Source organism: Ruminococcus sp. RTP21358st1_G6_RTP21358_211008, from assembly GCF_040908885.1.
Lineage (GTDB): Bacteria > Bacillota > Clostridia > Lachnospirales > Lachnospiraceae > Blautia_A > Blautia_A faecis.
The window spans coordinates 71,395-97,788 of the sequence record NZ_JBDGDM010000010.1 but is presented as its reverse complement, the minus strand read 5'-3'; the positions used below and the strand labels follow the sequence as shown (position 1 = coordinate 97,788).

Genomic DNA, 26,394 nt, shown 5'->3' with positions numbered 1-26,394 from the left:
ATCAATATAACAAGCCCCAGCAAAAAGCCGGGGCTAATACTTCAATTATTTTAGGACATTTTCAAAAACGCTTGACAGTCAAACATAAGCAAAAGCAAAAGAATCCATTGGAATTTCCTGTCTTTTCCACTATAATTAAAAATAGAATGATCATTAGAGCGTGTTTGAAAAATTATTCCTACAAATCATACTCCGGAAACGGTGTAAACAGCAATATACTTATAAAACAAGAGAGTGAGGGTATGAAATGCCTAAAGAAAAAATCAGCCTGAATTCCATTTACATATCAGACCGTTTACAAAAATCCCTGCAGCCTGTTTCCAACAGCGCACTGACTGCCATAACAGCCCCTATGGGATATGGGAAGACAACCGCCGTAAACTGGTACCTGTCCAGACTGGCGAAAGACAGTCAGGCTTTGCTGATCCGGATCAGCATCTACTCCCAAAACCTTTCTATCTTCTGGAAAAGTGTGCAAAATGCATTTTCCTTCGCAGGACTTAACTTTCTGGAAAATTACGACTGCCCGGAAGATGAAGCTTCCGCTGGATTTTTGACGGAAATTCTATGCTATCAACTGGAAAAATGTGAAAATTGTTATATTTTTATAGATGACTTTCATCTGTTAAAAGATGACCGGGCGGCCACTTTCCTGTGCAGAATGGCAGGGAGGATTTCGGAAAATGTGCATCTGATCGTAGCAAGCCGAAATCATTTTATCAGTGATGACTGGATTGTAAGGCTTGGAGGAAGACTTCACAGAATAGAAATAGAGGATCTGCGTCTGAACTCTGGGGAGCTGTTAGCCTATATCCGCCGCTGCGGAACCAGCCTGACAGACAGCCAGCTTGAGCAGCTTCTGAAATCCAGCGAAGGATGGTTCGCAGCTGTTTACCTGAATTTGTGTTCTTTTTCAAAATCAGGAGAATTGCCAGGAAAAACATCTGACATTTACCAGATGTTTTCCGCTTCCATGCTGAATCCTTTGCCAGAAGACAGAAAAGAATTTTTAAGTGCCATGGGGCTTGCAGATGAATTCACGGAAGAGATGGCAGAATTTATTACAAAAAGAGAAGACGTACACCAGATTCTGAAAATGCTCACCAGGCAGAATGCTTTTGTCACCTGCCTGAATGACGGGCAGACTTATCGCTTTCACCATATGATGAAAGAGTGCGCATTTCGTGCGTTCAGAACACTGGATAATTCCAGGCAGGCTTTCTACTATGAAAGATATGGTGCATGGTATGAAAAACATGGTGCCTATATTCATGCCCTGTCAGCATACTGGCGGAATCAGAATTTTGCAGCTATTCTCCGGGTGGTGCAAAAAGATGCCGGAATCTTACTTGCTTCTCTAAAACCGGAAGAGGTTCTGGAAGTTTTGAACAGATGTCCGGTTTCCGTTTTAAAAGAATATCCGCTTGCAATTCTGGTTCTTATGAGATGCATGTTTAACTGGAAAAATATTCCCAAAATGCTGGAACTGAAAGAACTTCTTCTGGCATCCATCAGAGAACATCCAAAGCTGTCTGAGGAAGAGAGAGGAAATCTTCTGGGCGAATGCGATCTGATCCAGAGCTTTCTTATGTACAATGATATTTCGAGAATGAGTCAGTTTCACCGCAGTGCCAGCGAGAAGATGACAAGACCTGCCATCAGTATCCGAAGTGACGGAGGCTGGACGTTTGGCTCCCCATCTGTACTTATGATGTTTCACAGGAAAAGCGGAGACCTTGACAAAGAGCTGGAAGAGATGAACCAGTGTATGCCTCATTATTACAAGATTACAAACGGACACGGACAGGGTGCAGAAACGATTATGAGCGCAGAGGCTCACTTTATGCGCGGAAATTTTGTTGATGCCCATATAGCATTGGAAAAGGCTTATACCCAGATTCAGGGAAATGGGCAGGAGAGCATTGCACTTTGCTGCGATTTTCTGGCACAAAGGCTGTCTATCTGTATGGACATAAAAATGAGAAATACGTTTGAAGAACGTCGAAAAGAACTGCTGCAGGGGCATAATACCACCTGGGTCAATATTTTTGACAGCACCTGCGCCTATTACTATGCAGTCACCGGACAAACGGAGCGGATTCCGGCTCTCTTTGGAGCGCACATGCTTTCTACGGTGAATTTTCTGGCACCTGGGAGACCGATGATGGAAATGATCGAGAATCAGGTTTATCTTGCCCAGGAAGAATATTCGAAGGTGATCGGAAGAAGCGAATCCATTCTTGCCATGTGTCAGGCTCTTCACTACGATCTGGTAGCGCTTCATGTGCAGATCCAGCTTCTTGCGGCCAACTGGAAGCTGGGAAAAACAGAACAGGCGCTTGAACTTTTGAGAGGATCACTTTCCCAGGCTTTTCCAGATGGAATCCTTATGCCATTTGTGGAGAATTATCCATACATAGAGGAGCTTTTGAAGGGGAGCTTTTTCGGCATCAATGAAAATTTTCTTTTCAGGATCACCAGAATGGGGAAAGAATGGGAAATGCGGTGCGATCAGTTAAAAAAAGAGGAGGCGTATCCGCCGGTCTTTAAAGTACTGTCAGATCGTGAGCTGGAGATTACGGAGCTTATGGCGAAGCATATGAGCAACAAAGAAATCGCCCAGAGTCTGTTTTTATCCGAGGGAACTGTGAAGCAGTACATCAATCAGATTTATTCCAAATTACAGATTCCCGGGGATGTCCGGGTGAAGCGCAAGTATCTTTTGGAGCTGATGGAAGGGAAAAGCTAACTGGAAGTTAATACTATTTTTGTCAGAGAAAACGTATAGTAAAGGTACAACATATTTCGACAGGAGGAAAATGGTATGAAGAGAAAAATAGTTACAGCGGTCATCGCGTTTATTTTATGTGCAGCAGTTGTTCCCCCAGCCGGTATTTACAGCGTAATGGCAGAAAACGAGGATACGCTTCAGGTAGAGGACGGAGCTGACTATGCAGCACTTTCCGGTGTATGGAAAAATGAAGATGCACAGGCTGATGAAACTCTTACCTTAAGTGCAGACGGATTGTTTGTATATCACACCGGAGAAGGCGATGATGTTCAGGGATATCTGGAATATGTGGATGAATACAACGACGGAAATGGCAGATATGACATGTACAATCGCATGGGCATGTGGCTGGAGGGATTTTATCTGGACTCCGCGGATACTCTTCATATGGGAAATGACGGGGCTGCGGTTTTTACCAGAGCAGAGGAAGATCAGACAGAAGAGAATTCGGAAGGTCAGACTGAAAACGAAGACAGTGTGGAAAAGAAAAGCTATGTCCTCATGTCAAATAAACGCTATACAGGACTGCGCCCTCTTTATAACAATTCCAGTTGGGAAGGAGGGTATTTCTATTCCGATATGACAGAGGACTGTATGACGGTGATCGTCAACTGCAGTGCTTTAAATGACAATGAATTCACCGGTACCCCGGAGGAATATATGGAACAGTTTGCAGGCTTTGTAAGTGAATCGGAAATAAAGGATTTCACAGCAGTACAGAACCAGGAATATACAGAGAAATTCACTTATCCGGCATATGAACTGGAGTTTACCACCGGAGCAAACGAAGATACCTGCAAATGGAAAATGCTGTATTTCCAGACAGATACCAATACCTTTGCTTATGCTTACAGAGTTTCAGCGGATTTTGCTGAGGAGATGGAGGAGGAATACCGGGCTGCCATTTCTTCTCTGGAACTGACGGAGATTGAGGGCGTTGAAAATACAGAAACCACTCTCACTCAAGGAGAAGATTATGACCCAAGTGCCGAAGGTGAGAGCCTGGAAATGTTTATCTCCTATTTTGACAGCTGGTATCAGTATGGAGATTTAAATGCCATGAATATCCGGCTTTATGGAGAAGGAACCTGGGAAATCTACAACAGCCTGAATAGTGATAAAACAGGGGGATATTTTTTTGACAGCGGTACTTTTACCACACTTGGCACAACTGCCTTGAAACTGGTCAATGACAGCGGAATCTATGTGGCAGATGTTACTTTGGATGGAGATGGCGATCTGATGCTCAGTCCTGTGATTTCCGGATATGGAAATATTTATGCAGGTGCAGCTTTTTCCCGTGAGTCCGATTCTATCGCCTACGAAGCCCAGACTGCTGACGATGGTGAAGGATACGGAGACTACATTCCTGATGAAGATTATGTAGAGGAAAGTGATCCGGGAGATACTTATTACTGGTATGATGGGGAAGGAAATGTAATATACTTTGATGGTTCCGACAGCTATTATATAGGACCGGATGACGTGTTCTATATTGATGAGGCAGGAAGGCTGATGGAATATTGATCTAGAGCGTGCAGATTGCAGAAAGCCTTTTTAAACACATTCTGGAACGTGGACAAAAAGAATTTCCTGAAAAATATATGACAAATTTTGCAAGCCGAATACCTGTGTGTATTTCGGCTTGCTTATTATTTCCTGTTTTAAGATCATAGGGGATTTCATAAGCTTTCATTTTGTGATAAACTATGTGATAAAGCTAAACAAGCTTCGTGTTTTGAGCAGCGGAGCTTTCATTTTGAAAAAGATATGGGCAGGAGCTATCAAGGATGCAGATATGGAAAGATATCTTGAGATAAGGATTACAGAGTCTGGAAAAGTAGGAGAGGTTTTGCGGGCTGAGGCAGGGCTTACGAAGAGGCAGATCAGTCAGGCAAAGTTCAGGCCGGGAGGTATCCTTAAAAATGGAAAACAGTGCCGTGTAACGGAAATAGCAGTGCCTGGTGATCGGCTTCAGGTATGTCTGGAAGCGAAAGGGATTGATTCAAAGCAACTGGTGTGTTCAGATACAAGTAGTTTTATAGAACAAGGAAAAAAACAATTATTGGATTTTGAAAGACAAGAGCTGGAAGACGGATTAAAACTTCAGAAACTTCAGATCCTTTATGAAGACCAGGATTTACTTGTAGTAAACAAGCCAGCTGGTATGGTGACGCACCCATCCGGAAGCCATTATCAGGACAGCATTTCTAACCTGCTCGCAGCCTATTTTCGTGAAAAAAATGAGACAACACGCATTCGGTCCATTGGCCGTCTGGATAAAGAGACCTCCGGGATTTTACTTTTTGCCAGAAACCAGGTGGCGGCAGCCAGATTGCAGAAGCAGAGGGAAGAAGGAAAGCTGCAAAAGAAATATCTGGCGCTTGCAGAAGGAGATTTATCAGAAGCAAATGATTCTGTATTCTGGAAAGAAATTGCTATACCACTTGCCCCGGATCCGGAAAATTCCATGAAAATGACAATTTCTCCAGATGGACTGTTGCCAGGAAGCAGGAATGCAGTTACGTATTATAAAAACATAAAAAATTTCGGTAACGTGACTCTTGTTGAGCTTCAGTTGGAAACCGGACGAACCCATCAGATCCGGGTTCACATGGCAGGGATAGGTCACCCTCTTCTGGGAGATACGATGTACAATCCTAGAGCGTGTTTGAAAATGAGTAACAGAAAAGAAAAAAAGAATACGGAAGGCAGAATAAATAATAGGAATGACTGCTTCAAAAGAGCTGCGCTCCATGCCTGGAAGTTGACTTTTTGTCACCCATTTACAGATGAAATAATCACTCTGGAAGCTCCCCTTCCAGATGATTTCTGCCGCTTTTTGAATGCAAACGAGGAGGAAAAAACATGACAGAAACACAGCAAACCATAAATAATGTTATCGCAAAAATGATCGCATATTCCGATGGAAACAAGCATGATATTGCCCATTTCTTGAAGGTATATACATATGCCAGAATGATTGGCGAGATGGAAAATTTGACCGAAAGAAAGCAGGAAATTCTGGAAATCGCAGCCGTGATCCACGACATTGCCTGCCCTGTATGCCGCGTAAAATATGGTAATACAAACGGCTCCAACCAGGAAAAAGAAAGTCCTGAGCTGGTAAAAAATTTCCTTAAGGATGTGGAAATTGATGATGAAATGAAAGAGAGAATCAACTATCTGGTCAGCCATCACCACACCTATACAAACGTAGACGGACTGGATTACCGCATTCTTCTGGAAGCTGATTTCCTTGTAAATGCAGATGAAAGTGAAATGTCTGAGAATGCTGTCGAAACAGCCAGAGAGCGCGTATTTGAGACCAATACAGGCAAAAATTCACTCACAAGTATCTATAAATTGCCTGCCAGGTAAAGCAATAGAAGGCGTTGAAAAAGAAAAAAGAATGGTTAATTGCTGCAATATTAAGCCTGGAAATTCAATCTATGGAACCGCCTATTTCCGGGAAATTGGGTTTGTAGTGAAGGATAAAAAAGGCTTTCACCTGTGACGGAGAAATTTATCAGTTATTTGAAGTGAAAGAAAATATGTTGAAATATTGGCGTGGCATTGGCTGCGCCTTTTTTTGTGTAAATGATAGAAATATAGAAATTTGTTTTCAAAAATGGTATTGACAAAACTATATTATATATCATATAGTATTGTTAATTAAATAATATTGATGAATTATATAATATGATTGGAGTGATCAGATGGTATTTAACACAGGAGCTGCACTTCTGGATGCTATTGTCCTGGCGGTTGTGTCCAAGGAGCCGGAAGGTACTTACGGATACAAGATCACCCAGGATGTACGCGGAGTTCTGGATATTTCAGAATCCACACTTTATCCAGTGCTGCGCCGCCTGCAGAAGGATGACTGCCTGGAAGTCTACGATCAGGCATATGCCGGACGAAATCGCAGATATTATAAACTGACGGAGAAAGGGCAGGCACAGCTGAATTTGTACAAGATCGAGTGGAAGAATTATTCCACCAAGATAGGCAGTATGTTTGAGGACGCTGGCAGAAATGCGGACAGCGGCCACATGAGGGAGGAGAATTAACAGGTATGGACAGAGCGCAGTTTATGAAACAGCTAGAGAGGCTGCTGTCTGATATTTCGGAAGCAGAAAAGCAGGAGGCGCTGGCTTACTACAACAGTTATTTTGACGAAGCCGGTCCTGAGAATGAGGCTTCCGTGATCAGAGAGCTTGGAAGCCCCGGAAAAGTGGCTGCCATAATAAAGGCAGACCTTGACGAAAGCAATGAGGAATATGCACAGTATACAGAGAATGGATATGAGGACTTGAGGGAAAACAAGGCTTCTTATATGCCGGAGATTCGCCAAAGAGATGGGGAACATGCAGGAAAAACAGATCGTATCCACAGGGGATATCGCCCGAAAGAGAAGGGAAGCAACAGCAGATTTATCCTGATCCTAATTGCCCTGGTATTTCTTTCCCCATTTATCATTACAGCAGCCAGTGGCGTGTTCAGTATTTTACTGGTGGTGATCTTGTTTCCGTTTTTGGCAATTTTTGTATCCGGAGTTGTGGCGTTCGCATTTATCGTAGCAGCCTGCGCCTGCATGAGTGTGGGGGTTGGAACTTTGGTTACCAATACTGCTGTGGGACTTCTGGTAATGGGAATCGGCTGTCTTTTGTTTGCATCAGGAATTCTGTTCTGCATTTTAACAGGATGGCTGGGCTCCACGATTTTCCCATGGATTCTTCGTAAGGTGACAGACTTTTTACAGAAAATCGTGTATCGGAATAAGAAGGAGGAGCAGGCATGAAAAAAGGAACAAAGGGAATGCTGATTGCAGCAGGTGCTTTCGCAGTGGCAGGAATTGGTTTATGTATCGGTGGAATTTCTGTAGCAGCAGTGGAAACAGGCGTAAATGTGTTTGATCAGGCTGGACAGCTGCTTCAGGATAATGATTATCCGCTGGCTGGTTTGATCCATTGGGGAAACGTCCAATATCATTCTTCTGACATAGATTGGGATGCTTTAGATGGAAATACTGTGGATATGGATTTTGCCAGTGATCTGGAAATCAGTTTGAAGTATGATGAGCTCCTTATCCAGGAATACGATGGTGACAAGATTCGGGTAAATGTGGCAAATGATACGAAGAACGATGTGGTGGTTAAGGAAACTTCTGGGAAAATCACGATTACAGATACCCGCAGTGGCAATGTAAAAAAAGAAGAAACAGATAAAAGTCAGTATTCCTTCAGTGAAAGAATTTGATACGGTAAGCTTGGGCGTTGACATGGGAACCATTGATCTGGAGTGCGATTTAAAAGTACAGGAGCTTTCGGTGGAAGTTGGTGCCGGAGAATTTTGCGGTTATGGAAATATCACAGCAGCGAATTGTGATCTTCAGGTTGGCGCCGGAACCATCGACATTGATCAGATTGATGTTCAGAAACTGAATGCGGACTGCGGTGCTGGTGAAATTGACATGGTAGTAACTGGAAAAGAGAAGGACTATAATTACGATCTTTCCTGTGGTATGGGTGAGATTGATTTGGAGGATTCTGAGTACAGTGGACTTGGCATTGAGAAAAACATTTCCAATGAAGGTGCCAGAAAAGATATGGTGCTGGAATGCGGAATGGGCGAGATTGATGTGGAGTTTACTGGGGAAAACTAAATCTTGCAGAAAGCTCTTTTCAGACACGCTCTGGTGTAAAGTTATGTAATGGATAAAAAATGAGACAGAAATGTCAGATCGGAGGAATCAATTATGAGCAATAAGCGTTTATACAAATCAACCGTAAACTGTATGCTGTGCGGTGTGTGCGGCGGAATTGCCGAGTATTTTGATATCGACCCAACCCTGGTCCGCCTAGCCTGGGTGATTCTGACCTGCTTCGGCGGCGCCGGAATCTGGGCATATATTATTGCAGCGATTATTATTCCGAAAGCATAAGAAGAACCGCACAAGCTCCACTGCCTGCGAAAACTTAGCTGCGGGAGGCCGAGCTGCTTAGTTGTAGTTGACAGTCAGCTTGGCAGAATATTGCGACGGTTCGCGTGGAATATGCCATGTCAAATTGCATCCACTTTGAATAAATGTATTGTATTTTGTCCATACTCCCTATATACATCCAAACACTGTAAAAAGGAGCATAGACATATGAACAAAGACAAAGAAGTAGAAGCTTACAAATCCGGAAATCTTACCCCTGAAGAACAGACAAAATATGAAATTGCGCAGGAACTTGGCATTCTGGATAAAGTCTTAGAAGGGGGCTGGAAAAGCCTCTCCGCCAAAGAAACGGGCCGGATCGGTGGCATAATGGCGCGAAAGAAACCGAAAAAATAATAGTATATTATTTGCCCCTGCAACCTGTTATCAGGCTCTAGGAGGGGCGGGGAAATGGGGGACGCGTAAGCGTCTCCTTTTCAGAAAAAACGGAGGAAAACTATGCGTATCCTGATTGCAGAAGACGAGGTAGAAATTGCCCGGGCACTGAAGGTTTTGCTGGAAAAAAACAAGTCCTGCAGGACAGTTTGAGAGAAAATATTCAAACTGTCCTTTTAAAATATATAAAAATTGGATATTTATAACGGTACAGTATTCCTGTATGCTTTCAGACAAATAAAAGGCAGTTGAAGAAATGGAAATCTGTTAAAACAGTGCCCCACAATTTTTCTGCACAATACATACAGGAGGAAATCAAAATGAGCCAGGAAAGATATGCATTAAATAAACAGCTTGCACAGATGTTAAAAGGTGGAGTGATCATGGACGTTACCACTCCGGAACAGGCAAAAATCGCAGAGGAGGCAGGTGCCTGTGCGGTTATGGCGCTGGAGAGGATTCCGGCAGATATTCGTGCAGCAGGCGGTGTTTCCAGGATGAGCGACCCCAAAATGATCAAAGGAATCCAGGAGGCAGTCTCCATTCCGGTTATGGCGAAGTGCCGTATCGGACATTTTGTAGAAGCGCAGATCCTGGAAGCAATTGAGATTGATTATATTGATGAGAGCGAGGTACTTTCCCCGGCAGATGATGTTTACCATATTGACAAGCGTCAGTTTAAAGTACCATTTGTATGCGGAGCCAAAGATTTAGGAGAAGCTTTAAGGCGAATCGCAGAAGGCGCTTCCATGATCCGTACAAAAGGCGAACCAGGAACCGGCGATGTGGTACAGGCGGTGCGCCACATGCGCATGATGAATAGCGAGATCGCGAAAGTGGTTTCCATGCGTGAGGATGAGCTTTTTGAAGAAGCAAAGAACCTGCGTGTACCGTATGAGCTGGTTGAGTATGTACACAAAAACGGAAGACTTCCTGTGGTAAACTTTGCAGCAGGCGGTGTTGCGACTCCTGCAGATGCGGCACTTATGATGCAGCTTGGCGCAGAAGGTGTGTTTGTGGGCTCTGGTATTTTCAAATCCGGTGATCCGAAGAAGCGTGCAGCAGCTATTGTAAAAGCGGTCACCAACTATCAGGATTCCAAAATGCTTGCAGAGCTTTCCGAGGATCTTGGTGAAGCTATGGTTGGAATCAATGAGCAGGAAATCCAGCTTCTGATGGCAGAGAGGGGCAAATAAGATGAAAATCGGAATCCTTGCTGTGCAGGGAGCTTTTGCAGAACATAAGAGTAAACTGGAAAAACTGGGTGCCCGGTGCATGGAGCTGCGGAAAAAGGAAGACCTGGATGGAGACTTTGACGGACTGGTTTTGCCAGGCGGGGAGAGTACGGTACAGGGAAAACTCCTTCGGGAGCTGGAAATGTTTGAGCCTTTGAAAGAGAAAATCCAGGCTGGAATGCCGGTGCTTGCCACTTGTGCAGGGGTGATCCTTCTGGCTGACCACCTCTCTAATGATGGGCATGTGTATTTCGGAACCATGCCTGTGACAGTAAAAAGAAATGCCTACGGCAGACAGCTTGGCAGTTTTCACACCATCAGGGAAATGAAAGGAATCGGTCAGGTTCCCATGACATTCATTCGTGCCCCTTATATTGAAAAATGTGGGGAAGGCGCAGAAGTACTGGCTGAGGTGGATGGAAACATTGTAGCTGTAAAGTATAAAAAGCAGTATGGACTGGCATTTCATCCGGAACTGGATGAGGATGACAGGATACATGAGGCGTTTCTGAATAGTGTAAAGAAATATGCAAAGAAAAATTCCCCAAATACCTGGCTATAGAATGAACCTATAACCAGATATTATTTTTACATATTAGACAGATAATCCCCAGTATGTTACTATGCATTCATCAACAAAAACAAAGCAACAGCAAAGAAAAACATCAAAAACAATAACAAAACTAACATTAACAAAAAATGATGAAAAATAGTAAACATACGGAGGAAAGAAAAATGGCAGATATCAGAGATTCTAAAAACTGGGGATTTGAAACAAAACAGTTACACATTGGACAGGAGAAAGCAGATCCGGTAACAGATGCAAGAGCTGTTCCAATCTACGCTTCCACATCTTATGTGTTCCATAACTCACAGCATGCAGCTGACCGTTTCGGACTTCGCGATGCCGGAAATATTTATGGAAGACTTACCAACCCTACAGAGGATGTTTTCGAGCAGAGAATTGCTGCTCTTGAAGGTGGAGTTGCAGCACTTGCAGTTGCTTCCGGTGCAGCAGCTATCAATTATACATTCCAGGCACTTGCAAAAACAGGTGAGCACATTGTAGCTTCCAAGACCATCTACGGCGGAACATACAACCTTCTGGCACATACTTTTCCGCAGACCAGCGGTATCACCGCAACATTTGTAGACCCGGATGTAGAAGGCTCCTTCGAAGCGGCAATTCAGGAAAACACAAAAGCAATCTTTATTGAAACTCTTGGAAACCCGAACTCCAACCTGATTGATATTGAAGAAGTTGCAAAAATTGCGCACAAACATAACATTCCTCTTGTAGTTGATTCTACATTTGCAACTCCTTACCTGGTTCGCCCGATTGAGTATGGTGCAGATATCGTCGTTCATTCTGCCACCAAATTTATCGGCGGCCATGGAACTGCAATCGGCGGCGTAATCGTAGACAGCGGTAACTTTGACTGGAAGGCATCCGGCAAATTCCCGTGGATTTCTGAGCCGAACCCAAGCTATCATGGAATTTCCTTTGCAGAGGCAACCGCTCCGGCAGCATTTGTAACTTACATTCGTGCAATCATCCTTCGTGATACAGGAGCTACCCTTTCTCCATTCCATGCATTTATGTTCTTACAGGGACTGGAAACTCTTTCCTTAAGAGTGGAGCGTCACGTAAGCAACGCCCTGAAAATCGTAGATTACCTGTCTAAACATCCACAGGTAGAAGCTGTTCATCATCCATCACTGGAGAGTGAGCCAAGCCATTATCTTTATAAGAAATACCTTCCAAACGGTGGCGGTTCCATCTTTACATTTGAGATCAAGGGTGATGCACAGACCGCTCAGAAGTTTATTGATAACCTTGCAATCTTCTCACTGCTTGCAAACGTTGCAGATGTAAAATCTCTTGTGATCCATCCTGCAACAACCACACACAGCCAGTGCACAGAGGAAGAGCTTCTTGACCAGGGAATCAAACCAAACACAATCCGTCTTTCCATCGGTATTGAGAAAGTGGAAGACCTGATCGCGGCTCTGGACGCAGCATTCGAGGCAGTAAAATAATTAAAAAATAAATTCATTTTTGTAAAAGGTACTGTATCTCCTGAAATGGAAATATAGTACCTTTTTTACGGGCTGCAACAAACGAATTCGGGCAAAATATGCCGCAAAGTGGGACGTGCGGATTGCGGGATGATTTTTCAAACAGGCTCTGGCATCTACGGAATGGTTACAGATTATCATAAAAATGTTTGTATTATTTATTCTTCTGTTTATACTTTTTTAACATTTTATGTGCAGAATTGTCAAAAACGGTAGACAGAATTGTGCAAAGTATGGTAAAATATTGATGTATTAGGGGAAAAGGGAAGGCAGTGATTTTGTGTGATAGATATCTCTAATCTTGACAGCCATATATTTGATGCTCTGTCTCAGACTTCAGATAATATGTACATTTATATAGCAGACCTGGAACGCGATTTTTCCAGATGGTCTAAGCCAAGTGTGGATTACTTCAATCTGCCGGGAGAATTTATAGAGAATACGGCGAAGGAATGGGTACAGCATATCCATCCTGCAGACCAGCATATTTTTCTGGAGGATATCGGTCGTATTTTTGAGGGGAAAAGCAACCGGCATAATTGTGAATACCGGGCTTTAAATAAATATGGGAAATATGTATGGGTAAGGTGCCAGGGAATTGTGGAGCGGAATGCGGATGGAAGCCTTGGCCTTTTTGTTGGCACGATGATGAATCTTGGTGTGAATGCCAAGTTTGACCAGCCCACTGGTTTATATACGTTTCATGAGCTGAAGAAGCAGCTTCCGTCATTTATCAGTCATGGAATGGAAGGTGCGGTTCTTCTTTTTGATGTGGACAGACTTCAGAGAATCAATGATATTCTTGGGTATCTGGTAGGAGATGAGGTGCTGCAGCGTCTGGGACAGAAATGTCAGAGTATGGAGGGCGTTATTTCTTATCGAGGACCAGGAGGTAAATTCTATTGTATTACCACGGAGAAATCCGAGAGTGCGCTTGACCGGATTTACCGGGAAGTGCAGAGATTTTCGGAGGAAGTCCCCAGGGAGATGAATCTGGAGATCCAGTTGACAATTTCCTGCGGAGTGGCCTTTTTTCCACAGGATGCAGAGGATTTCGAGACTTTGCATGCAAATGTGGAATACGCCCTTGAGCAGGCGAAGAAAGTGGGACGTGGTAGCATTGCGCAGTTTTCCGGACAAATGCACAGAAAAACAGTGGAGAAATTCCGACTGCAGGAAGTTCTCCGTGAGTCTGTTGCCAATAATTGCAGAGGGTTTGCACTGGTATACCAGCCTCTGGTGAACGGAGAGACTCAGGAGGTTTATGGTGCTGAGACTCTGATGCGTTTTTATCTGCCGGATGGAACCCTGGTTTCCCCAATGGAATTTATTCCGATCCTGGAGGAAGACGGAACCATCAGACAGGTGGGAGAGTGGCTTTTGAATGAGGCACTTGCCCAGGCGGCCTTGTGGCGCATGGAGAATCCTGATTTTGTAATTTCCGTGAATGTTTCTTATATCCAGATACTTCAGGAAGGCTTCAGGGAAATGGTGACACGGATCGTGGAAGAATCTGGCACACCGGAGAAGCAGCTGATCCTGGAGCTTACAGAGAGCTGTAAGGTATCGGATCCCAATGGCCTTCGGGATGATTTTGAATATTTTAAAAATATGGGGATCAATATGGCACTGGATGATTTCGGCACGGAGTACTCTTCCATTGCATTGCTTCGCAAGCTGAAACCACAGTGGATCAAGATCGATCATACTTTTGTCCGTTCCATTCAGGATGATGAGATGGATCAGGCGATTCTGGAATATATTATGAATCTGAGTAAGCAGACCAGAATAAAGGTTTGTGTGGAAGGGGTGGAGAATAAGGAAATCCTTTCCGTTGTCCAGACTTATAAGCCGGAATTGCTTCAGGGATACTATTATTCCAGACCCTGTCCGGCGGAGGAATTTTCAAAGAAATATTTCAATGGAAAAGATAAGACAGGCAGCTACGGTTGTCTGAAAAAATAATTCTGATAAGCGCTTTTTTATACGCTCTAAGGGAAATACTAGTACATCGTTTTCGAAATAACTATACCACTCACTTGTCTGTGAATTCGATTGCACAGGTATAAAAGCCTCGGCGTAGCCCGCTACGCCTACGTTTTTATACCTGCACACTCGAATCCACATCCTACGTGATTGGTATAGTTATTTACGAAGCGATGTACTAGTCTTTCGTCTATTGCAAGTGACCCCGATACAGATCGGTATAGCTTTAAACTGGAATTTGATCATTACATTAAAGGGTAGACCTGCTATGGTTTAGATAAGCTAATCCTGAATAATAATTATGCAGACGCTACCAATATGAAAGAAGCTGTAGAGGACAGTTTTATGCTGCGCAATTATGGCACAGAAGATGGAAATGAAGCATTACAAAAAACAGAGTCAGGTGGTGTATAATAAGAAAAACGGAGTTGAAAAGCCATGGTTAATCCGTTATAATTTTCATATATAAATACATGAAAAAAGTGTTTTTTCAGAAAATTGTATGTTGCTGGTCATGGGGTGGACAGCAACGACTATATGAAGGGGGATTTTTCTATGACGAAAATGAAGAAGATTTGCATACCTGTTCTTGCAGCTGCAGCCCTTGCATTTTCAGTTCCCGGAACTACGCAGGAGGCAGAGGCTTCCTGTAATACTTACCGTGTGAATGTTGTTACTGGATATCTGGCTCTGCGGACAGATACATCCTATAATAGCGGTAATGAGATCGGAGAACTTTACAGTGGTGATCTGGTGGAGGTACTGGATTATACTGGCGCCACTGGTTACTGGTATGTATACTCTCCTAAGTATGACGATTTCGGATATGTGAATAATGATTATCTGGATTCTGTGACATCTTCCGTATCTTCCTATAATACAATGTGGACCGTAAGCGTTTCCACCGGATATCTGGCTCTTCGCAATGCACCGGAATATGATGCATCTAATGAAATCGGTGAGCTCTATTCGGGAGATACCGTCTGGGTTTCCGACAGTAGCAATTCTCAGTACTGGTATGTGTATTCCCCGAAACTGGACGGCTATGGATATGTGAACCAGGAGTACCTGTACAGAGAAGAGGGACTGGATACAGATTCCAGCTATTTTGGCGAAGTAAGAACGGTCAGTGTAGCCAAGGGCTATCTGGCACTTCGCAATATGAAGGCATATGATGCTTCCAATGAAATCGGGGAATTATATTCCGGCGATACCGTACAGCTTCTGGACACAAGTGATTCCCAGTACTGGTATGTGTATTCCCCGAAATATGATACCAATGGATTTGTAAACAAAGATTATCTGGTGGGTGGAAATGCATATGCTACCTTGTATGTAAAAGTGCCTACCGGATATCTGGCTCTTCGATCCGCTATGGGATATGATGCGGCAAATGAGATTGGTGAACTGAATACCGGTGATACTGTGGTAGTAATTGATTCCAGTTCAGATAAATACTGGTATGTATATTCTCCACGCCTTATGAAATACGGATATGCAGATTGTAATTATATATTCTGCAATTGATGAGCAGGAAAGAAAAACAGCCTCTGACTTTTTTACTGGGAAAGTCAGAGGCTGTTTTTGAAATAACTATAATTTTTATAACTGCACACTTGAATTCATATCCTACGCGATTGGTATAATTGTTACTGTTTACTCCGTGACCAGTAACGTATAGTTATCTTTATAGAAATTTCATACTTTCTCTGATTGAACAAAAAAACCTGCAATGCTATACTAAAATTGAAATATATTTGAAAAACAGGAGTGTGATAAATTGCAGGGTACCACAGAAAACTATATTCACCTTGAAAAGGTTTCTAAGATTTATGGAACGAAAGAAGTAAAAATAATCGCAGTAGATGAGATCAGCTTTAACATAGCTAAAGGCGAGTTTGCCGTGATCGTAGGGCCCAGTGGTGCTGGCAAGACTACGGTTCTGAATATTCTGGGCGGAATGGATACTGCCACCAGCGGTCAGATCTGGGTAGATGGAAGGAATATAGCGAAATACAATAACCGCCAGCTCACCAGCTACCGCAGGGACGATATTGGATTTGTTTTTCAGTTTTATAATCTGGTTCCCAATCTGACAGCCTTGGAAAACGTAGAACTGGCAGGACAGATCTGTAAGAACCCCATGGATCCGAAAACTGTTTTGGAAGAGGTGGGGCTGAAAGACAGACTTGGAAATTTTCCTGCCCAGTTATCAGGCGGTGAACAGCAGAGAGTTTCCATTGCAAGAGCTCTTGCCAAGAATCCGAAGATGCTCCTTTGCGATGAGCCAACAGGCGCTCTGGATTACCAGACTGGTAAGGCGATTCTCAAGCTTTTACAGGATATGTGCCGCCAGAAGGGGATGACAGTAGTGGTTATCACTCATAACTCTGCATTGACGCCTATGGCAGATCGCGTGATTAAAATAAAAAACGGCAAGGTGGCACAGATGACTTTGAATGCCCACCCAACCCCGGTAGAAGAAATTGAGTGGTAGGTGAGAGATGAAAGCATTAAGAAAAGAATTCTGGATGGAGATCCGAAAAAGCAAATCCAGGTTTATCTCCATTCTTCTGATCGTGGCTCTTGGAGTGGCCTTCTTTTCCGGTATTCAGGCTTCCTCGCCGGATATGCGCTATTCCGGAGATGCCTATTATGACGAAAGCAGCCTGATGGATATCAAGGTTGTGGGCACAATGGGCCTGACATCTGATGATGTTTCTTCCATAGAAAGTATAGATGGCATCGAGTCCGCAGAAGGTGCCTGGTCTACCGATGTGATGTGCGGGGAAGGCCAGAAGCAGAAGGTTCTTCACATTGAATCCATAAATGACACAGTGAATAAACTGGATGTGCAGGAGGGACGCCTTCCGGAAAAAAGTGGAGAGATTTTTCTGGATAGCACATTTGCTTCTTCCAATGAATATAAGGTAGGAGATAAGGTGGCTTTGCGTGAAGAAGGAGATTCCCCCGTTCTTGTGACCACAGAATATACGGTAGTGGGAACTGGAAGAAGTCCTCTTTATATTTCCTTTAATAGAGGAAATACCACCCTTGGAACTGGTGAAGTCAATGGATTTGGATATGTGCTCCCAGAAGATTTTGACCAGGAAATTTATACGCAGATTTATGTGACCGTTCATGGAGCAAAGGGTCTTACAAGTTATACAGACGGTTATGAGAATCTGATCGCCAAGATCAAAGACCGTGTTGAAAACATAGCAGATGATCGCTGTCAGATCCGCCTTGCAGCTGTGAAGGCGGATGCACAGGAGGAAATCAATGATGCCCAGAAGAAGCTGGACGATGGGAAAAAAGAGGCAGATGAAAAGCTTGCTGACGCAAAAGAAGAGCTGGATAAAGGTGAAAAGGATTTAGAAGACGGCAGGAACGAGTATGAAGATGGAAAATCCCAGTTAGAAGACGCAAAAACAGAGCTTGCCGATGGAAAAAAACAGCTGGAAGATGCGAAGACAGAGCTTGCTGATGGGAAAAACCAGTTAGAAGATGCGAAAGCGCAGCTTGCTGATGGAAAAAGTCAGCTGGAATCTGCCAGGAGTCAGCTTTCCTCCAGCAAAAGCCAGCTTGACACTGCCAGAAGCCAGCTGGATGATGGATGGAGTCAGGTAAATGCAGCAAAAGCCCAGCTTGCTGACGGACAGGCTCAGCTTGATTCCGCGCAGAAGCAGGTAACCAGTGGTCTGGCAGAATTAGAGGAAAATCAGAAGACTTTAGATGAAAATAAAGCGAAACTTGCAGATGGAAAAGCCCAGATTGAGGCAGGCGAGCAGCAGTTAGAAGCCGCAAAGCAGACTTTGACAACAAAGCAAAGTGAACTGGATCAGTCAAAAGCGGAGATCATTGCCGGACAGCAGCAGATCGAAAGTACCAGAACCCAGTTAAATGTCCAGAAGCAGCAGATTACAGATGGACTTTCCCAGGTATCAGCAGGAGAAGCCCAGCTTCAGGATGGAATAAGTGCTTTGGAAAGTGCAAAAGCTCAGCTGATGGAGCTGCAGAGCCAGCTTGAGATAGTACGCGCAAGTTACAAAGCAGCACTGGAAAATCCGGATGCTTCCCAGGAGGAAATAGATATTCTGGCAGCTCAGGTGTCTGCACTGGAAGAACAGGAGGCGGCGGTAACCCAGCAGATTCAGGCAAGTGAAGCGCAGATTGAGAGTCAGCGGCAGCAGCTTGCAGCGAACAGAAGTGAGTTGGAAAGCGGGCTTGCAACAGTCGAGGATGGACTTTCCCAGCTTTCGCAGAAAGAAAGCGAGCTGAATGCTGGTCTGGAACAGATAACAGCAGGTCAGGCACAGATTGATGCCGGATGGATTCAGATTCAGGAACAGGAGAATACTCTTGCTGCCTCGAAAGCTGAGATAGAGGCAGGGGAACAGGAACTGGAAAAAGGTCAGAAGCAGTTAAAGGCAGCAAAGAAAAAACTGAATAAAGCCCAGAAAGAAATTGATTCCAATGCAGAGACCCTGGCAGCAGGACAGGCGGAACTGGATGCCAATGTGGCAAAGCTGAATGACAACGAAGCGCAGTATGCTTCCGGCCTGGAACAGTATAATTCCGGTGCCCGGCAAATTGCGGAAAATGAGGCAAAGCTTACTTCCGGTGAGCAAGAGATTGCAGAAAATGAGGCAAAACTTGCCGATGGTGAGAAAGAAATCGCAGACAATGAGAAGAAGCTTGCAGACGGTGAAAAAGAGATTACAGACAATGTGAAAAAGCTTCAGGATGCGGCTAAAGACTTGAAAAAAGGCGAGAAAGACCTTGCAGACGGAAAGAAAGAGTACGAAGACGCCAAAAAAGATGCTGAGGATGAGATTGCCGAGAATCAGCAGAAGCTGGATGATGCGAAAAAGGAGCTGGAAGATCTGGAAATGCCGGAGTGGATGGTCACAGATAGGGAGGCTCTTCCGGAATATACGGATTACGGTGATAATGCAGATCGTCTTCGAAACATCGGTCAGGTTTTCCCGGTCATCTTTTTCCTGGTAGCGGCATTGATCAGTCTTACCACTATGACTCGTATGGTGGAGGAGCAGCGAACCCAGATCGGTACCTTGAAGGCATTGGGATATAAGAAGTCTGCTATTGCAGCAAAATACATCTGTTATGCATTTTTTGCAACTCTTCTTGGCAGTGTGCTGGGAATGCTGATCGGAGAGAAAATCATTCCATACATTATTATAACTGCTTATGGAATTATGTATCATAACGTGGCAAATACCATTTCCATTGATTATCAGCCTGGCTTCGCACTGATCGCTTCCGCAGCCTCTGTTGTATGTACAGTTGGAGCCACTCTTTTCGCAAGTGGAAAGGAGCTGCAGGAGACACCGGCCTCTCTTATGCGCCCACCGGCTCCGAAAGAGGGCAAGCGGGTATTGCTGGAGCGGCTCACATTTATATGGAAGCATTTAAGCTTTTCCTGGAAGTCCACAATTCGAAATCTTTTCCGTTACAAGAAGCGCCTGATCATGACGGTCTTTGGAATTGCAGGAAGCATGGGACTGATGCTGGTTGGCTTTGGGATTCAGGATTCCATCAGTGATATTGCCGCTATTCAGTACCGGGAGCTTCAGCATTATGACGGAATGGTGATTGAGGACAGCGATGCTACAGAGGAAGAACATGCAGAGCTGTTTGAATATATGAAGGAAAATGAGCAAATCGCCCATTGCAATCGGGTACAGATGACGAAGATCAGTGCTCCGAAAGGCAGCTCCAGCGTCAGTATTTATCTGTTTGTGCCAGAGAGCCTGAGTGAGTTTGCAAGGGATGTAACCTTAAAGAACCGTATTACCGGGGAAACATATGAGCTTACCGACGAAGGTGCTGCTATTTCCGAGAAAACAGCATCCCTGCTGGGATTAAAGGTGGGAGATATGATTCCCCTAAAAAAGGGAGATAAGGAATATAAGGTGAGGGTGGCTGTGATCACAGAGAATTATATGAGCCATTACCTTTATATGACGCCCAGGGTTTATGAGCAGACGTTCGGGGAAAAGCCGGAGTATGAGAACATTGTGTTTACTATGCAGGAAGACTGCAAGGATGATCTGGAAATGGCAGGAAGCCGGATCCTTGCTAATCCTGGTGCTCTCAGCATCAGTTATACCAGTAGTCTGGCATCACAGGTTGACCGTATGCTGAGCACTCTGGATGCGGTGATCCTGGTGCTGATCGTTTCCGCAGGAATGCTGGCTTTTGTGGTATTGTATAATCTGAATAATATCAATATTACAGAAAGACAGAGGGAGCTGGCAACTTTGAAGGTGCTTGGCTTCTATGACGGAGAGGTCTCCCAGTATGTGCTTCGGGAAAACGTGATCCTGACAGTGCTTGGAATTATGTTTGGAGCAGTGTTTGGAATTCTCATTCACAGGTATGTGATTACTACGGTTGAGGTGGATGCAGTTATGTTTGGACGTAATATTAAGCCGTTGAGCTTTTTATACAGTGGAATTCTGACAAGCATATTTTCCATTGTGGTGAATGGGGTGATGCATTTTAAGCTGAAAACCATTGATATGGTGGAATCCTTAAAGAGTGTGGAATAAAAATTATTGTAATTGTGAAATTTTTAAATTAGCTTGACAAGCCGGAAGAATGCAATTATAGTTATATCCATAAAAGTGGCGGCTTTTTCCGGATATTTACAAGGAGATCAGACCGCTGCAGCGAAAAGCGTTGAAGAAGAGGAGTAAGTAAATGCCCTCCCAGAGAGAAATGTCCAGGGATAACTGTGGTGGAAGACATTTTGAGATCCGCATTCACTGAAGGTAGCTTCTGAGCCGGGAAACTGAACAAGCAGTGATATCTGCAGTAAGTTTTCACGCAATTCCAGCGTTACAGGAAAGAGATATGTGTACAACAGAGCGAAGACTGTAAATGAATTCAGGGAAACAGTACTTTGCATTTTGCACATAATGAAGGTGGTACCGCGTTAATTTCGCCCTTCACACAATTGTGTGAGGGGCTCTTTTTTTAGGAGGAAAATCATGAGCAAAGAACTTGCAAAGACCTACGATCCAAAAGGAATCGAGGAACGTCTTTACCAGAAATGGATGGACAACGGATATTTTCATGCAAAAGTAAACCCGGATAAGAAACCATTTACCATTGTTATGCCGCCGCCAAACGTAACCGGACAGCTGCATATGGGACATGCACTTGATGAAACTATGCAGGACATTCTCATCCGTTTCAAGAGAATGCAGGGCTACGAAGCACTGTGGCAGCCGGGAACTGACCATGCAGCTATTGCTACAGAGGTTAAGGTTACTGAGAAACTGAAAAAAGAAGGCATCGACAAGGCAGAAATCGGCCGTGAGAAATTCCTGGAATATGCCTGGGAGTGGAAAGAAGAGTACGGCGGAAAAATTATCAACCAGCTGAAGAAGCTTGGTGCTTCTGCAGACTGGGAGCGAGAACGCTTCACCATGGATGAGGGATGCTCCAAGGCTGTACAGGAAGTCTTCATCAAGTTATATGAAAAAGGCTACATCTACAAAGGTTCCCGTATCATCAACTGGTGTCCGGTATGCCAGACTTCCATTTCCGATGCAGAGGTTGAGCATGAGGATCAGGACGGATTTTTCTGGCACATCAATTACCCGGTTGTTGGAGAAGAAGGAAAATTCGTGGAAATCGCAACAACACGTCCGGAAACACTTCTTGGAGATACTGCAGTTGCAGTAAACCCGGATGATGACCGTTACAAAGACATTGTTGGCAAAATGCTGAAGCTTCCTCTCACAGACAGAGAGATCCCGGTTATTGCCGATGAGTATGTTGATAAAGAATTTGGTACCGGATGCGTAAAGATCACACCGGCACATGACCCTAACGATTTCGAGGTTGGAAAGAGACACAACCTTCCGGAAATTAACATCATGAATGATGATGCTACCATCAATGAGCTGGGTGGTAAATACGCCGGCATGGATCGTTACGAAGCAAGAAAAGCCATGGTAGAGGATCTGGACAAGCTTGGTCTTCTGGTAAAGGTTGTTCCGCACAATCACAGCGTTGGAACTCATGACCGCTGCCATGCAACTGTAGAGCCGATGATCAAGCCTCAGTGGTTTGTAAAGATGGATGAAATGGCAAAAGCTGCTATCAAGACTCTTGAGGATGGAGATCTGAAATTCGTCCCGGAGCGTTTTGACAAGACTTACCTTCACTGGCTGGAGAACATCCGTGACTGGTGTATTTCCCGTCAGCTGTGGTGGGGACACAGAATCCCGGCTTACTACTGCGATGAGTGCGGTGAGACTGTAGTTGCAAGAGAAATGCCGGAAAAATGTCCGAAATGCGGATGCACACATCTTCATCAGGACGAGGATACTCTGGATACCTGGTTCAGCTCTGCTCTGTGGCCATTCTCCACACTTGGCTGGCCGGATAAGACACCGGAACTGGAGTACTTCTATCCAACAGATGTGCTGGTAACCGGATATGACATTATTTTCTTCTGGGTTATTCGTATGGTATTCTCTGCTCTTGAGCAGACTGGAAAGACACCGTTCCATCATGTGCTGATCCATGGTCTGGTAAGAGATTCCCAGGGACGCAAGATGAGTAAATCCCTTGGAAATGGTATTGACCCTCTGGAAGTAATCGACAAGTACGGCGCAGATGCTCTTCGTCTTACCCTGATGACTGGTAATGCACCTGGAAACGATATGCGTTTCTACTGGGAGCGTGTAGAATCCAGCCGTAACTTTGCAAATAAAATCTGGAATGCTTCCCGTTTCGTTCTTATGAATCTGGAAGGAAAGGATGTAACGGAGCCGGAGATTGGTTCTCTTTGCGCTGAGGACAAATGGATCCTTTCCAGACTGAACAATGTGATCAAAGAAGTAACCGACAATATGGAAAAATATGAGCTGGGTATTGCAGTTCAGAAGATCTATGATTTCCTGTGGGACGAGCTTTGCGACTGGTACATTGAGATCGCCAAGGTTCGTCTGTGGAAGGCTGAAGAGGATCCAAAGGCAGCAAACGAGGCTCTCTGGACACTTCGCACAGCGCTGACCCAGGGACTGAAGCTGCTTCATCCGTTTATGCCATTTATCACAGAGGAAATCTACTGCACACTGCTTCCGGAGGAAGAGTCCATTATGATCTCTGACTGGCCGGTATATAAGGACGAGTGGAATTCTCCTGAGGCTGAGCTTGCAATCGGAAGCTTCCAGGAGGTTGTCCGCGGCATCCGTAACACAAGAACCAGCATGAATGTTCCGCAGAACAGAAAGACACATCTGATCATTGTTGGAAAAGATGCTGCTATCTGCCAGATGTATGAGAACAGCAAGAAATCCTTTGCAAACCTTGCTTTTGCAAAAGAAATCCATGTTCAGCAGGATAAGACTGGTATTGGTGAGGATGCAGTTTCTGTTGTTGTTTCCAATGCAGTTGTTTATATGCCTCTGGAAGACCTTGTTGACAAGGAAAAAGAGCTTGAGAGACTGACAAAGGAGCAGGAGAGACTGACTAAGGAAATCGCCCGCTGTGAGGGAATGCTGAATAATCCAAATTTCGTAAATAAGGCTCCTGCTGCCAAGGTTGATGCAGAGAAGGAGAAGCTTGCGAAGTACAAAGAGATGAAAGAAAAGGTTGAAACACAGCTTGAGCAGCTTAAGAGATAAAAAGGAGATTTTGCATGAAGCTGAGCAAATTTTGCAATAAGATTTCCCTGATTCTCCAGGCACTCTGGTGCGCAGTGCTCTATTTCCTTATAGAGGCACTGTGCCGCCACTCTGTAGTGGAGGCCTGGGATTATATGACGGGAAAACCGTTGGTATTTGCTTATAATACGATGTTTATTTTTACTACAATGCTGATCGTTTATCTGTTTCACAGGCGGTGCTTCTGGAGAGTTGTGGTTTCCGTTTTCTGGCTGTTTCTTGGAATCGTAAACTGTATTCTTCTGATGAACCGTGTTACACCATTTACCGGACCGGATCTGCATATGCTGACGGATGGTATTGCGATCATGCAGAAATATCTGCCGTTTTATGGTGTGGTGATCGGATGTATTTTGATCGGACTTGTTGTACTGGGGCTTTTGATCCTACTGGTCAAGGGACCGAAGTATGAGCAGAAGATTAAGTACCGGTATGTGATTCCGCTGGTAATTGCTGGTTTTGTGGCTTTTGGAGGCGTGACACAGCTGGCTCTTGAAAAAAGGGTTTTGTCTAATTATTTTGGCAATATCGCGTTTGCTTATGAGGATTATGGTTATCCTTATTGTCTGGCGACTACTATTTTTAATACAGGTATCAGTGAGCCGAGAGATTATTCTGAGGATGAGATTAACCGGATCGAGAAGACAGAGTCCAATCTTCCAAAGACCAAAGAGGATGGAAAGAGACCGAATATTCTGTTCCTTCAGCTTGAGTCTTTCTTTGATCCGACACTGGTAAATTACCTGGATATTTCTGAAGATCCAATCCCGAACTTCAGAAAGCTGATGAAAGAGTATTCTTCCGGATATTACAAGGTTCCTTCTGTTGGAGCCGGTACGGCAAATACGGAATTTGAGACCATTACAGGTATGAGTCTTCACTATTTTGGACCAGGTGAATATCCTTATAAGAGTATTCTTAAGGAGACTACCTGTGAAAGTGTGCCCTATGTTCTGAAAAATCTGGGGTATTCCACACATGCGGTACATAATAATGAAGCCAACTTCTATGGAAGAAGGTCTGTTTTCCCAAATCTGGGATTTGACACCTTTACCTCTGAAGAGTATATGGCAGATGAGAACCTACAGAATCCTCTTGGGTGGGTAAAAGACAGTGTGCTGACGGATGAGATCATTAAGTGTCTGGACTCTACTGACAGTCCGGATTATGTGTATACCATTTCCGTGCAGGGACATGGCGATTATCCAAGCGAGCCCATTCTGGATAATCCTTCTATTACAGTTTCCGGTTCTCCTACGGATGAGCTGAATTGTAAATGGGAGTACTATGTGAATCAGATTCATGAGATGGATCAGTTTGTGAAAGAGTTAACAGATGCTTTGGCAGACTATCCGGAGGATGTGATCCTGGTTATGTATGGGGATCATCTGCCTACTATGGGACTGACTGTGGAAGATCTGAAAAATAAGTATCTTTTCCAGACGGAGTATGTAATCTGGGATAATATGGGACTTACCAAGAAGGATGAGAATCTGGCTTCTTATCAGATCGCAGCAGAGGTTCTGGACAGAGTTGGTATTCATGAGGGTACGATCATGAAATATCATCAGGCAAGAAGAAATACCAAGAATTATCAGGTCGATCTGGAGACACTGCAGTATGATGTGCTGTACGGTCAGCGATATGCTTATGGAGGAGAAAATCCTTTTGAGAGAACGAAGATGCGGATGGGACTTTACGATGTGACCTTAGATTCCATTCGGTTAGTGTCGGATACGGATTGGACTTATTATATCCAAGGCACGAATTTCACCCCGTCCAGTCAGGTGAAGCTGAATGGAGAGTGGTATGATACGGCATATGTAAGTCCGAACATGCTGGTGATCTCGGGTACGGAGCTGTCGGATTTTGACAGACTGGCAGTTGTACAGAGAAGTAACAGTTCGACGAGGAAGGCTCTTAGCAAGAGCTTTGACAGAGCGGTTTATGCATTGTATGATAGTCAGTGGAAAGTGAATTCCAGGTAGGAACGTTTCACGAAGAAAGGAGAGGACAAATTTGCTCCGCTGGAGCTCAGACTGTGTCCTCTCCTTTTTAACCCCAAATTCTGCCGTATGAGATTTTTTCGGAACCTCTCTGATTTCTTCTGTGCGAGGTTTGTCGGATAAAAAGTTACGATTAGGGGTGGACTTCTGGTGTGACTATTATATAATGGTAGAGGAATGGAACTATTCAGAAGGCAGTATATTCTGC

At 44.2% G+C, this 26,394-nt stretch carries 21 protein-coding genes and 1 other annotated feature; of the genes, 20 read left to right on the top strand and 1 reads right to left on the bottom strand.

Annotated elements, in window-relative coordinates; translation table 11 throughout:
* The 14 genes from AB5Z12_RS05900 to AB5Z12_RS05835 form a co-directional block, all read left to right on the top strand.
* Positions 1 to 272, top strand: a 272-nt coding sequence (locus AB5Z12_RS05900) for a hypothetical protein (protein WP_368357332.1), incomplete at its 5' end; no start/stop codon positions are given.
* Positions 248 to 2,749 carry a LuxR C-terminal-related transcriptional regulator gene (locus tag AB5Z12_RS05895; RefSeq protein ID WP_368357333.1) on the top strand — a complete coding sequence of 834 codons (2,502 nt, stop codon included), beginning with the start codon at positions 248 to 250 and terminating at the stop codon, positions 2,747 to 2,749. The genes AB5Z12_RS05900 and AB5Z12_RS05895, both read left to right, overlap by 25 nt.
* A gap of 75 nt (positions 2,750 to 2,824) precedes the next feature.
* Positions 2,825 to 4,318, top strand: a complete 1,494-nt coding sequence (locus AB5Z12_RS05890; RefSeq protein WP_368357334.1) for a hypothetical protein — start codon at positions 2,825 to 2,827, stop codon at positions 4,316 to 4,318.
* Positions 4,319 to 4,550: 232 nt separating this feature from the next.
* Positions 4,551 to 5,663, top strand: coding sequence for an RluA family pseudouridine synthase (locus tag AB5Z12_RS05885; protein WP_368357335.1), 1,113 nt, complete (start codon positions 4,551 to 4,553; stop codon positions 5,661 to 5,663).
* Positions 5,660 to 6,172 carry an HD domain-containing protein gene (locus AB5Z12_RS05880; RefSeq protein ID WP_368357336.1) on the top strand — a complete coding sequence of 171 codons (513 nt, stop codon included), beginning with the start codon at positions 5,660 to 5,662 and terminating at the stop codon, positions 6,170 to 6,172. Before AB5Z12_RS05885 ends, AB5Z12_RS05880 begins: the two co-directional genes overlap by 4 nt.
* 338 nt (positions 6,173 to 6,510) lie before the next feature.
* A complete protein-coding gene (locus AB5Z12_RS05875; RefSeq protein WP_173716380.1) occupies positions 6,511 to 6,864 on the top strand; it encodes a PadR family transcriptional regulator in 354 nt (117 codons plus the stop codon).
* A gap of 5 nt (positions 6,865 to 6,869) precedes the next feature.
* The gene (locus tag AB5Z12_RS05870; protein ID WP_173716381.1) at positions 6,870 to 7,595 is read left to right on the top strand and encodes a DUF1700 domain-containing protein; all 726 of its coding nucleotides are present in this window, start codon (positions 6,870 to 6,872) and stop codon (positions 7,593 to 7,595) included.
* Entirely contained in the window at positions 7,592 to 8,053 is a 462-nt protein-coding gene (locus AB5Z12_RS05865) for a hypothetical protein (RefSeq protein WP_368357337.1), read from the top strand. Before AB5Z12_RS05870 ends, AB5Z12_RS05865 begins: the two co-directional genes overlap by 4 nt.
* Positions 8,040 to 8,459 (top strand): DUF4097 family beta strand repeat-containing protein, encoded by a 420-nt coding sequence (locus AB5Z12_RS05860; RefSeq protein ID WP_368357338.1) that lies wholly within the window; start codon positions 8,040 to 8,042, stop codon positions 8,457 to 8,459. Before AB5Z12_RS05865 ends, AB5Z12_RS05860 begins: the two co-directional genes overlap by 14 nt.
* 93 nt (positions 8,460 to 8,552) lie before the next feature.
* Positions 8,553 to 8,738 (top strand): PspC domain-containing protein, encoded by a 186-nt coding sequence (locus tag AB5Z12_RS05855; RefSeq protein WP_021924744.1) that lies wholly within the window; start codon positions 8,553 to 8,555, stop codon positions 8,736 to 8,738.
* 207 nt (positions 8,739 to 8,945) lie between these two features.
* Positions 8,946 to 9,134 (top strand): small, acid-soluble spore protein, alpha/beta type, encoded by a 189-nt coding sequence (locus tag AB5Z12_RS05850; protein WP_118583262.1) that lies wholly within the window; start codon positions 8,946 to 8,948, stop codon positions 9,132 to 9,134.
* Positions 9,135 to 9,493: 359 nt separating this feature from the next.
* Positions 9,494 to 10,369, top strand: coding sequence for a pyridoxal 5'-phosphate synthase lyase subunit PdxS (gene pdxS / locus AB5Z12_RS05845; protein ID WP_173716383.1), 876 nt, complete (start codon positions 9,494 to 9,496; stop codon positions 10,367 to 10,369).
* Between the two features lies 1 nt (position 10,370).
* Complete coding sequence (gene pdxT / locus AB5Z12_RS05840) at positions 10,371 to 10,970, top strand: pyridoxal 5'-phosphate synthase glutaminase subunit PdxT (RefSeq protein ID WP_173716384.1); 600 nt, start codon at positions 10,371 to 10,373, stop codon at positions 10,968 to 10,970.
* 173 nt (positions 10,971 to 11,143) lie between these two features.
* A complete protein-coding gene (locus tag AB5Z12_RS05835) occupies positions 11,144 to 12,448 on the top strand; it encodes an O-acetylhomoserine aminocarboxypropyltransferase/cysteine synthase family protein (protein WP_173716385.1) in 1,305 nt (434 codons plus the stop codon).
* 13 nt (positions 12,449 to 12,461) lie between these two features.
* Here the strand turns inward: AB5Z12_RS05835 and AB5Z12_RS05830 are convergent, their stop codons facing one another.
* Positions 12,462 to 12,593, bottom strand: coding sequence for a DUF6783 domain-containing protein (locus AB5Z12_RS05830; protein WP_368357340.1), 132 nt, complete (start codon positions 12,591 to 12,593; stop codon positions 12,462 to 12,464).
* Between the two features lie 239 nt (positions 12,594 to 12,832).
* Between AB5Z12_RS05830 and AB5Z12_RS05825 the strand changes: the two genes are divergently transcribed.
* From AB5Z12_RS05825 to AB5Z12_RS05800, 6 genes are all read left to right on the top strand, one after another.
* Positions 12,833 to 14,452, top strand: coding sequence for a GGDEF and EAL domain-containing protein (locus AB5Z12_RS05825; protein WP_243872239.1), 1,620 nt, complete (start codon positions 12,833 to 12,835; stop codon positions 14,450 to 14,452).
* 576 nt (positions 14,453 to 15,028) lie between these two features.
* Positions 15,029 to 16,000 carry a hypothetical protein gene (locus AB5Z12_RS05820; RefSeq protein WP_226815465.1) on the top strand — a complete coding sequence of 324 codons (972 nt, stop codon included), beginning with the start codon at positions 15,029 to 15,031 and terminating at the stop codon, positions 15,998 to 16,000.
* 253 nt (positions 16,001 to 16,253) lie between these two features.
* Positions 16,254 to 16,970 (top strand): ABC transporter ATP-binding protein, encoded by a 717-nt coding sequence (locus AB5Z12_RS05815; RefSeq protein ID WP_118583251.1) that lies wholly within the window; start codon positions 16,254 to 16,256, stop codon positions 16,968 to 16,970.
* A gap of 7 nt (positions 16,971 to 16,977) precedes the next feature.
* Positions 16,978 to 21,048, top strand: coding sequence for an FtsX-like permease family protein (locus AB5Z12_RS05810; RefSeq protein ID WP_368357339.1), 4,071 nt, complete (start codon positions 16,978 to 16,980; stop codon positions 21,046 to 21,048).
* Between the two features lie 121 nt (positions 21,049 to 21,169).
* Positions 21,170 to 21,451: a binding site (T-box leader), on the top strand.
* Between the two features lie 38 nt (positions 21,452 to 21,489).
* The gene (locus AB5Z12_RS05805) at positions 21,490 to 24,141 is read left to right on the top strand and encodes a valine--tRNA ligase (protein ID WP_173773382.1); all 2,652 of its coding nucleotides are present in this window, start codon (positions 21,490 to 21,492) and stop codon (positions 24,139 to 24,141) included.
* Positions 24,142 to 24,155: 14 nt separating this feature from the next.
* Entirely contained in the window at positions 24,156 to 26,168 is a 2,013-nt protein-coding gene (locus tag AB5Z12_RS05800; RefSeq protein WP_173773381.1) for an LTA synthase family protein, read from the top strand.
* Positions 26,169 to 26,394: the final 226 nt, after the last annotated feature.

Excerpts from the sequence above, each read along its gene's own strand:
- AB5Z12_RS05865 (WP_368357337.1), top strand. The coding sequence starts at position 7,592 with ATGAAAAAAGGAACAAAGGGAATGCTGATTGCAGCAGGTGCTTTCGCA.
- AB5Z12_RS05825 (WP_243872239.1), top strand. The coding sequence starts at position 12,833 with ATGTACATTTATATAGCAGACCTGGAACGCGATTTTTCCAGATGGTCT.
- AB5Z12_RS05805 (WP_173773382.1), top strand. The coding sequence starts at position 21,490 with ATGAGCAAAGAACTTGCAAAGACCTACGATCCAAAAGGAATCGAGGAA.
- AB5Z12_RS05870 (WP_173716381.1), top strand. The coding sequence starts at position 6,870 with ATGGACAGAGCGCAGTTTATGAAACAGCTAGAGAGGCTGCTGTCTGAT.
- AB5Z12_RS05800 (WP_173773381.1), top strand. The coding sequence starts at position 24,156 with ATGAAGCTGAGCAAATTTTGCAATAAGATTTCCCTGATTCTCCAGGCA.
- AB5Z12_RS05895 (WP_368357333.1), top strand. The coding sequence starts at position 248 with ATGCCTAAAGAAAAAATCAGCCTGAATTCCATTTACATATCAGACCGT.
- AB5Z12_RS05880 (WP_368357336.1), top strand. The coding sequence starts at position 5,660 with ATGACAGAAACACAGCAAACCATAAATAATGTTATCGCAAAAATGATC.
- pdxT (WP_173716384.1), top strand. The coding sequence starts at position 10,371 with ATGAAAATCGGAATCCTTGCTGTGCAGGGAGCTTTTGCAGAACATAAG.
- pdxS (WP_173716383.1), top strand. The coding sequence starts at position 9,494 with ATGAGCCAGGAAAGATATGCATTAAATAAACAGCTTGCACAGATGTTA.
- AB5Z12_RS05850 (WP_118583262.1), top strand. The coding sequence starts at position 8,946 with ATGAACAAAGACAAAGAAGTAGAAGCTTACAAATCCGGAAATCTTACC.
- AB5Z12_RS05875 (WP_173716380.1), top strand. The coding sequence starts at position 6,511 with ATGGTATTTAACACAGGAGCTGCACTTCTGGATGCTATTGTCCTGGCG.
- AB5Z12_RS05820 (WP_226815465.1), top strand. The coding sequence starts at position 15,029 with ATGACGAAAATGAAGAAGATTTGCATACCTGTTCTTGCAGCTGCAGCC.
- AB5Z12_RS05855 (WP_021924744.1), top strand. The coding sequence starts at position 8,553 with ATGAGCAATAAGCGTTTATACAAATCAACCGTAAACTGTATGCTGTGC.
- AB5Z12_RS05890 (WP_368357334.1), top strand. The coding sequence starts at position 2,825 with ATGAAGAGAAAAATAGTTACAGCGGTCATCGCGTTTATTTTATGTGCA.
- AB5Z12_RS05810 (WP_368357339.1), top strand. The coding sequence starts at position 16,978 with ATGAAAGCATTAAGAAAAGAATTCTGGATGGAGATCCGAAAAAGCAAA.
- AB5Z12_RS05835 (WP_173716385.1), top strand. The coding sequence starts at position 11,144 with ATGGCAGATATCAGAGATTCTAAAAACTGGGGATTTGAAACAAAACAG.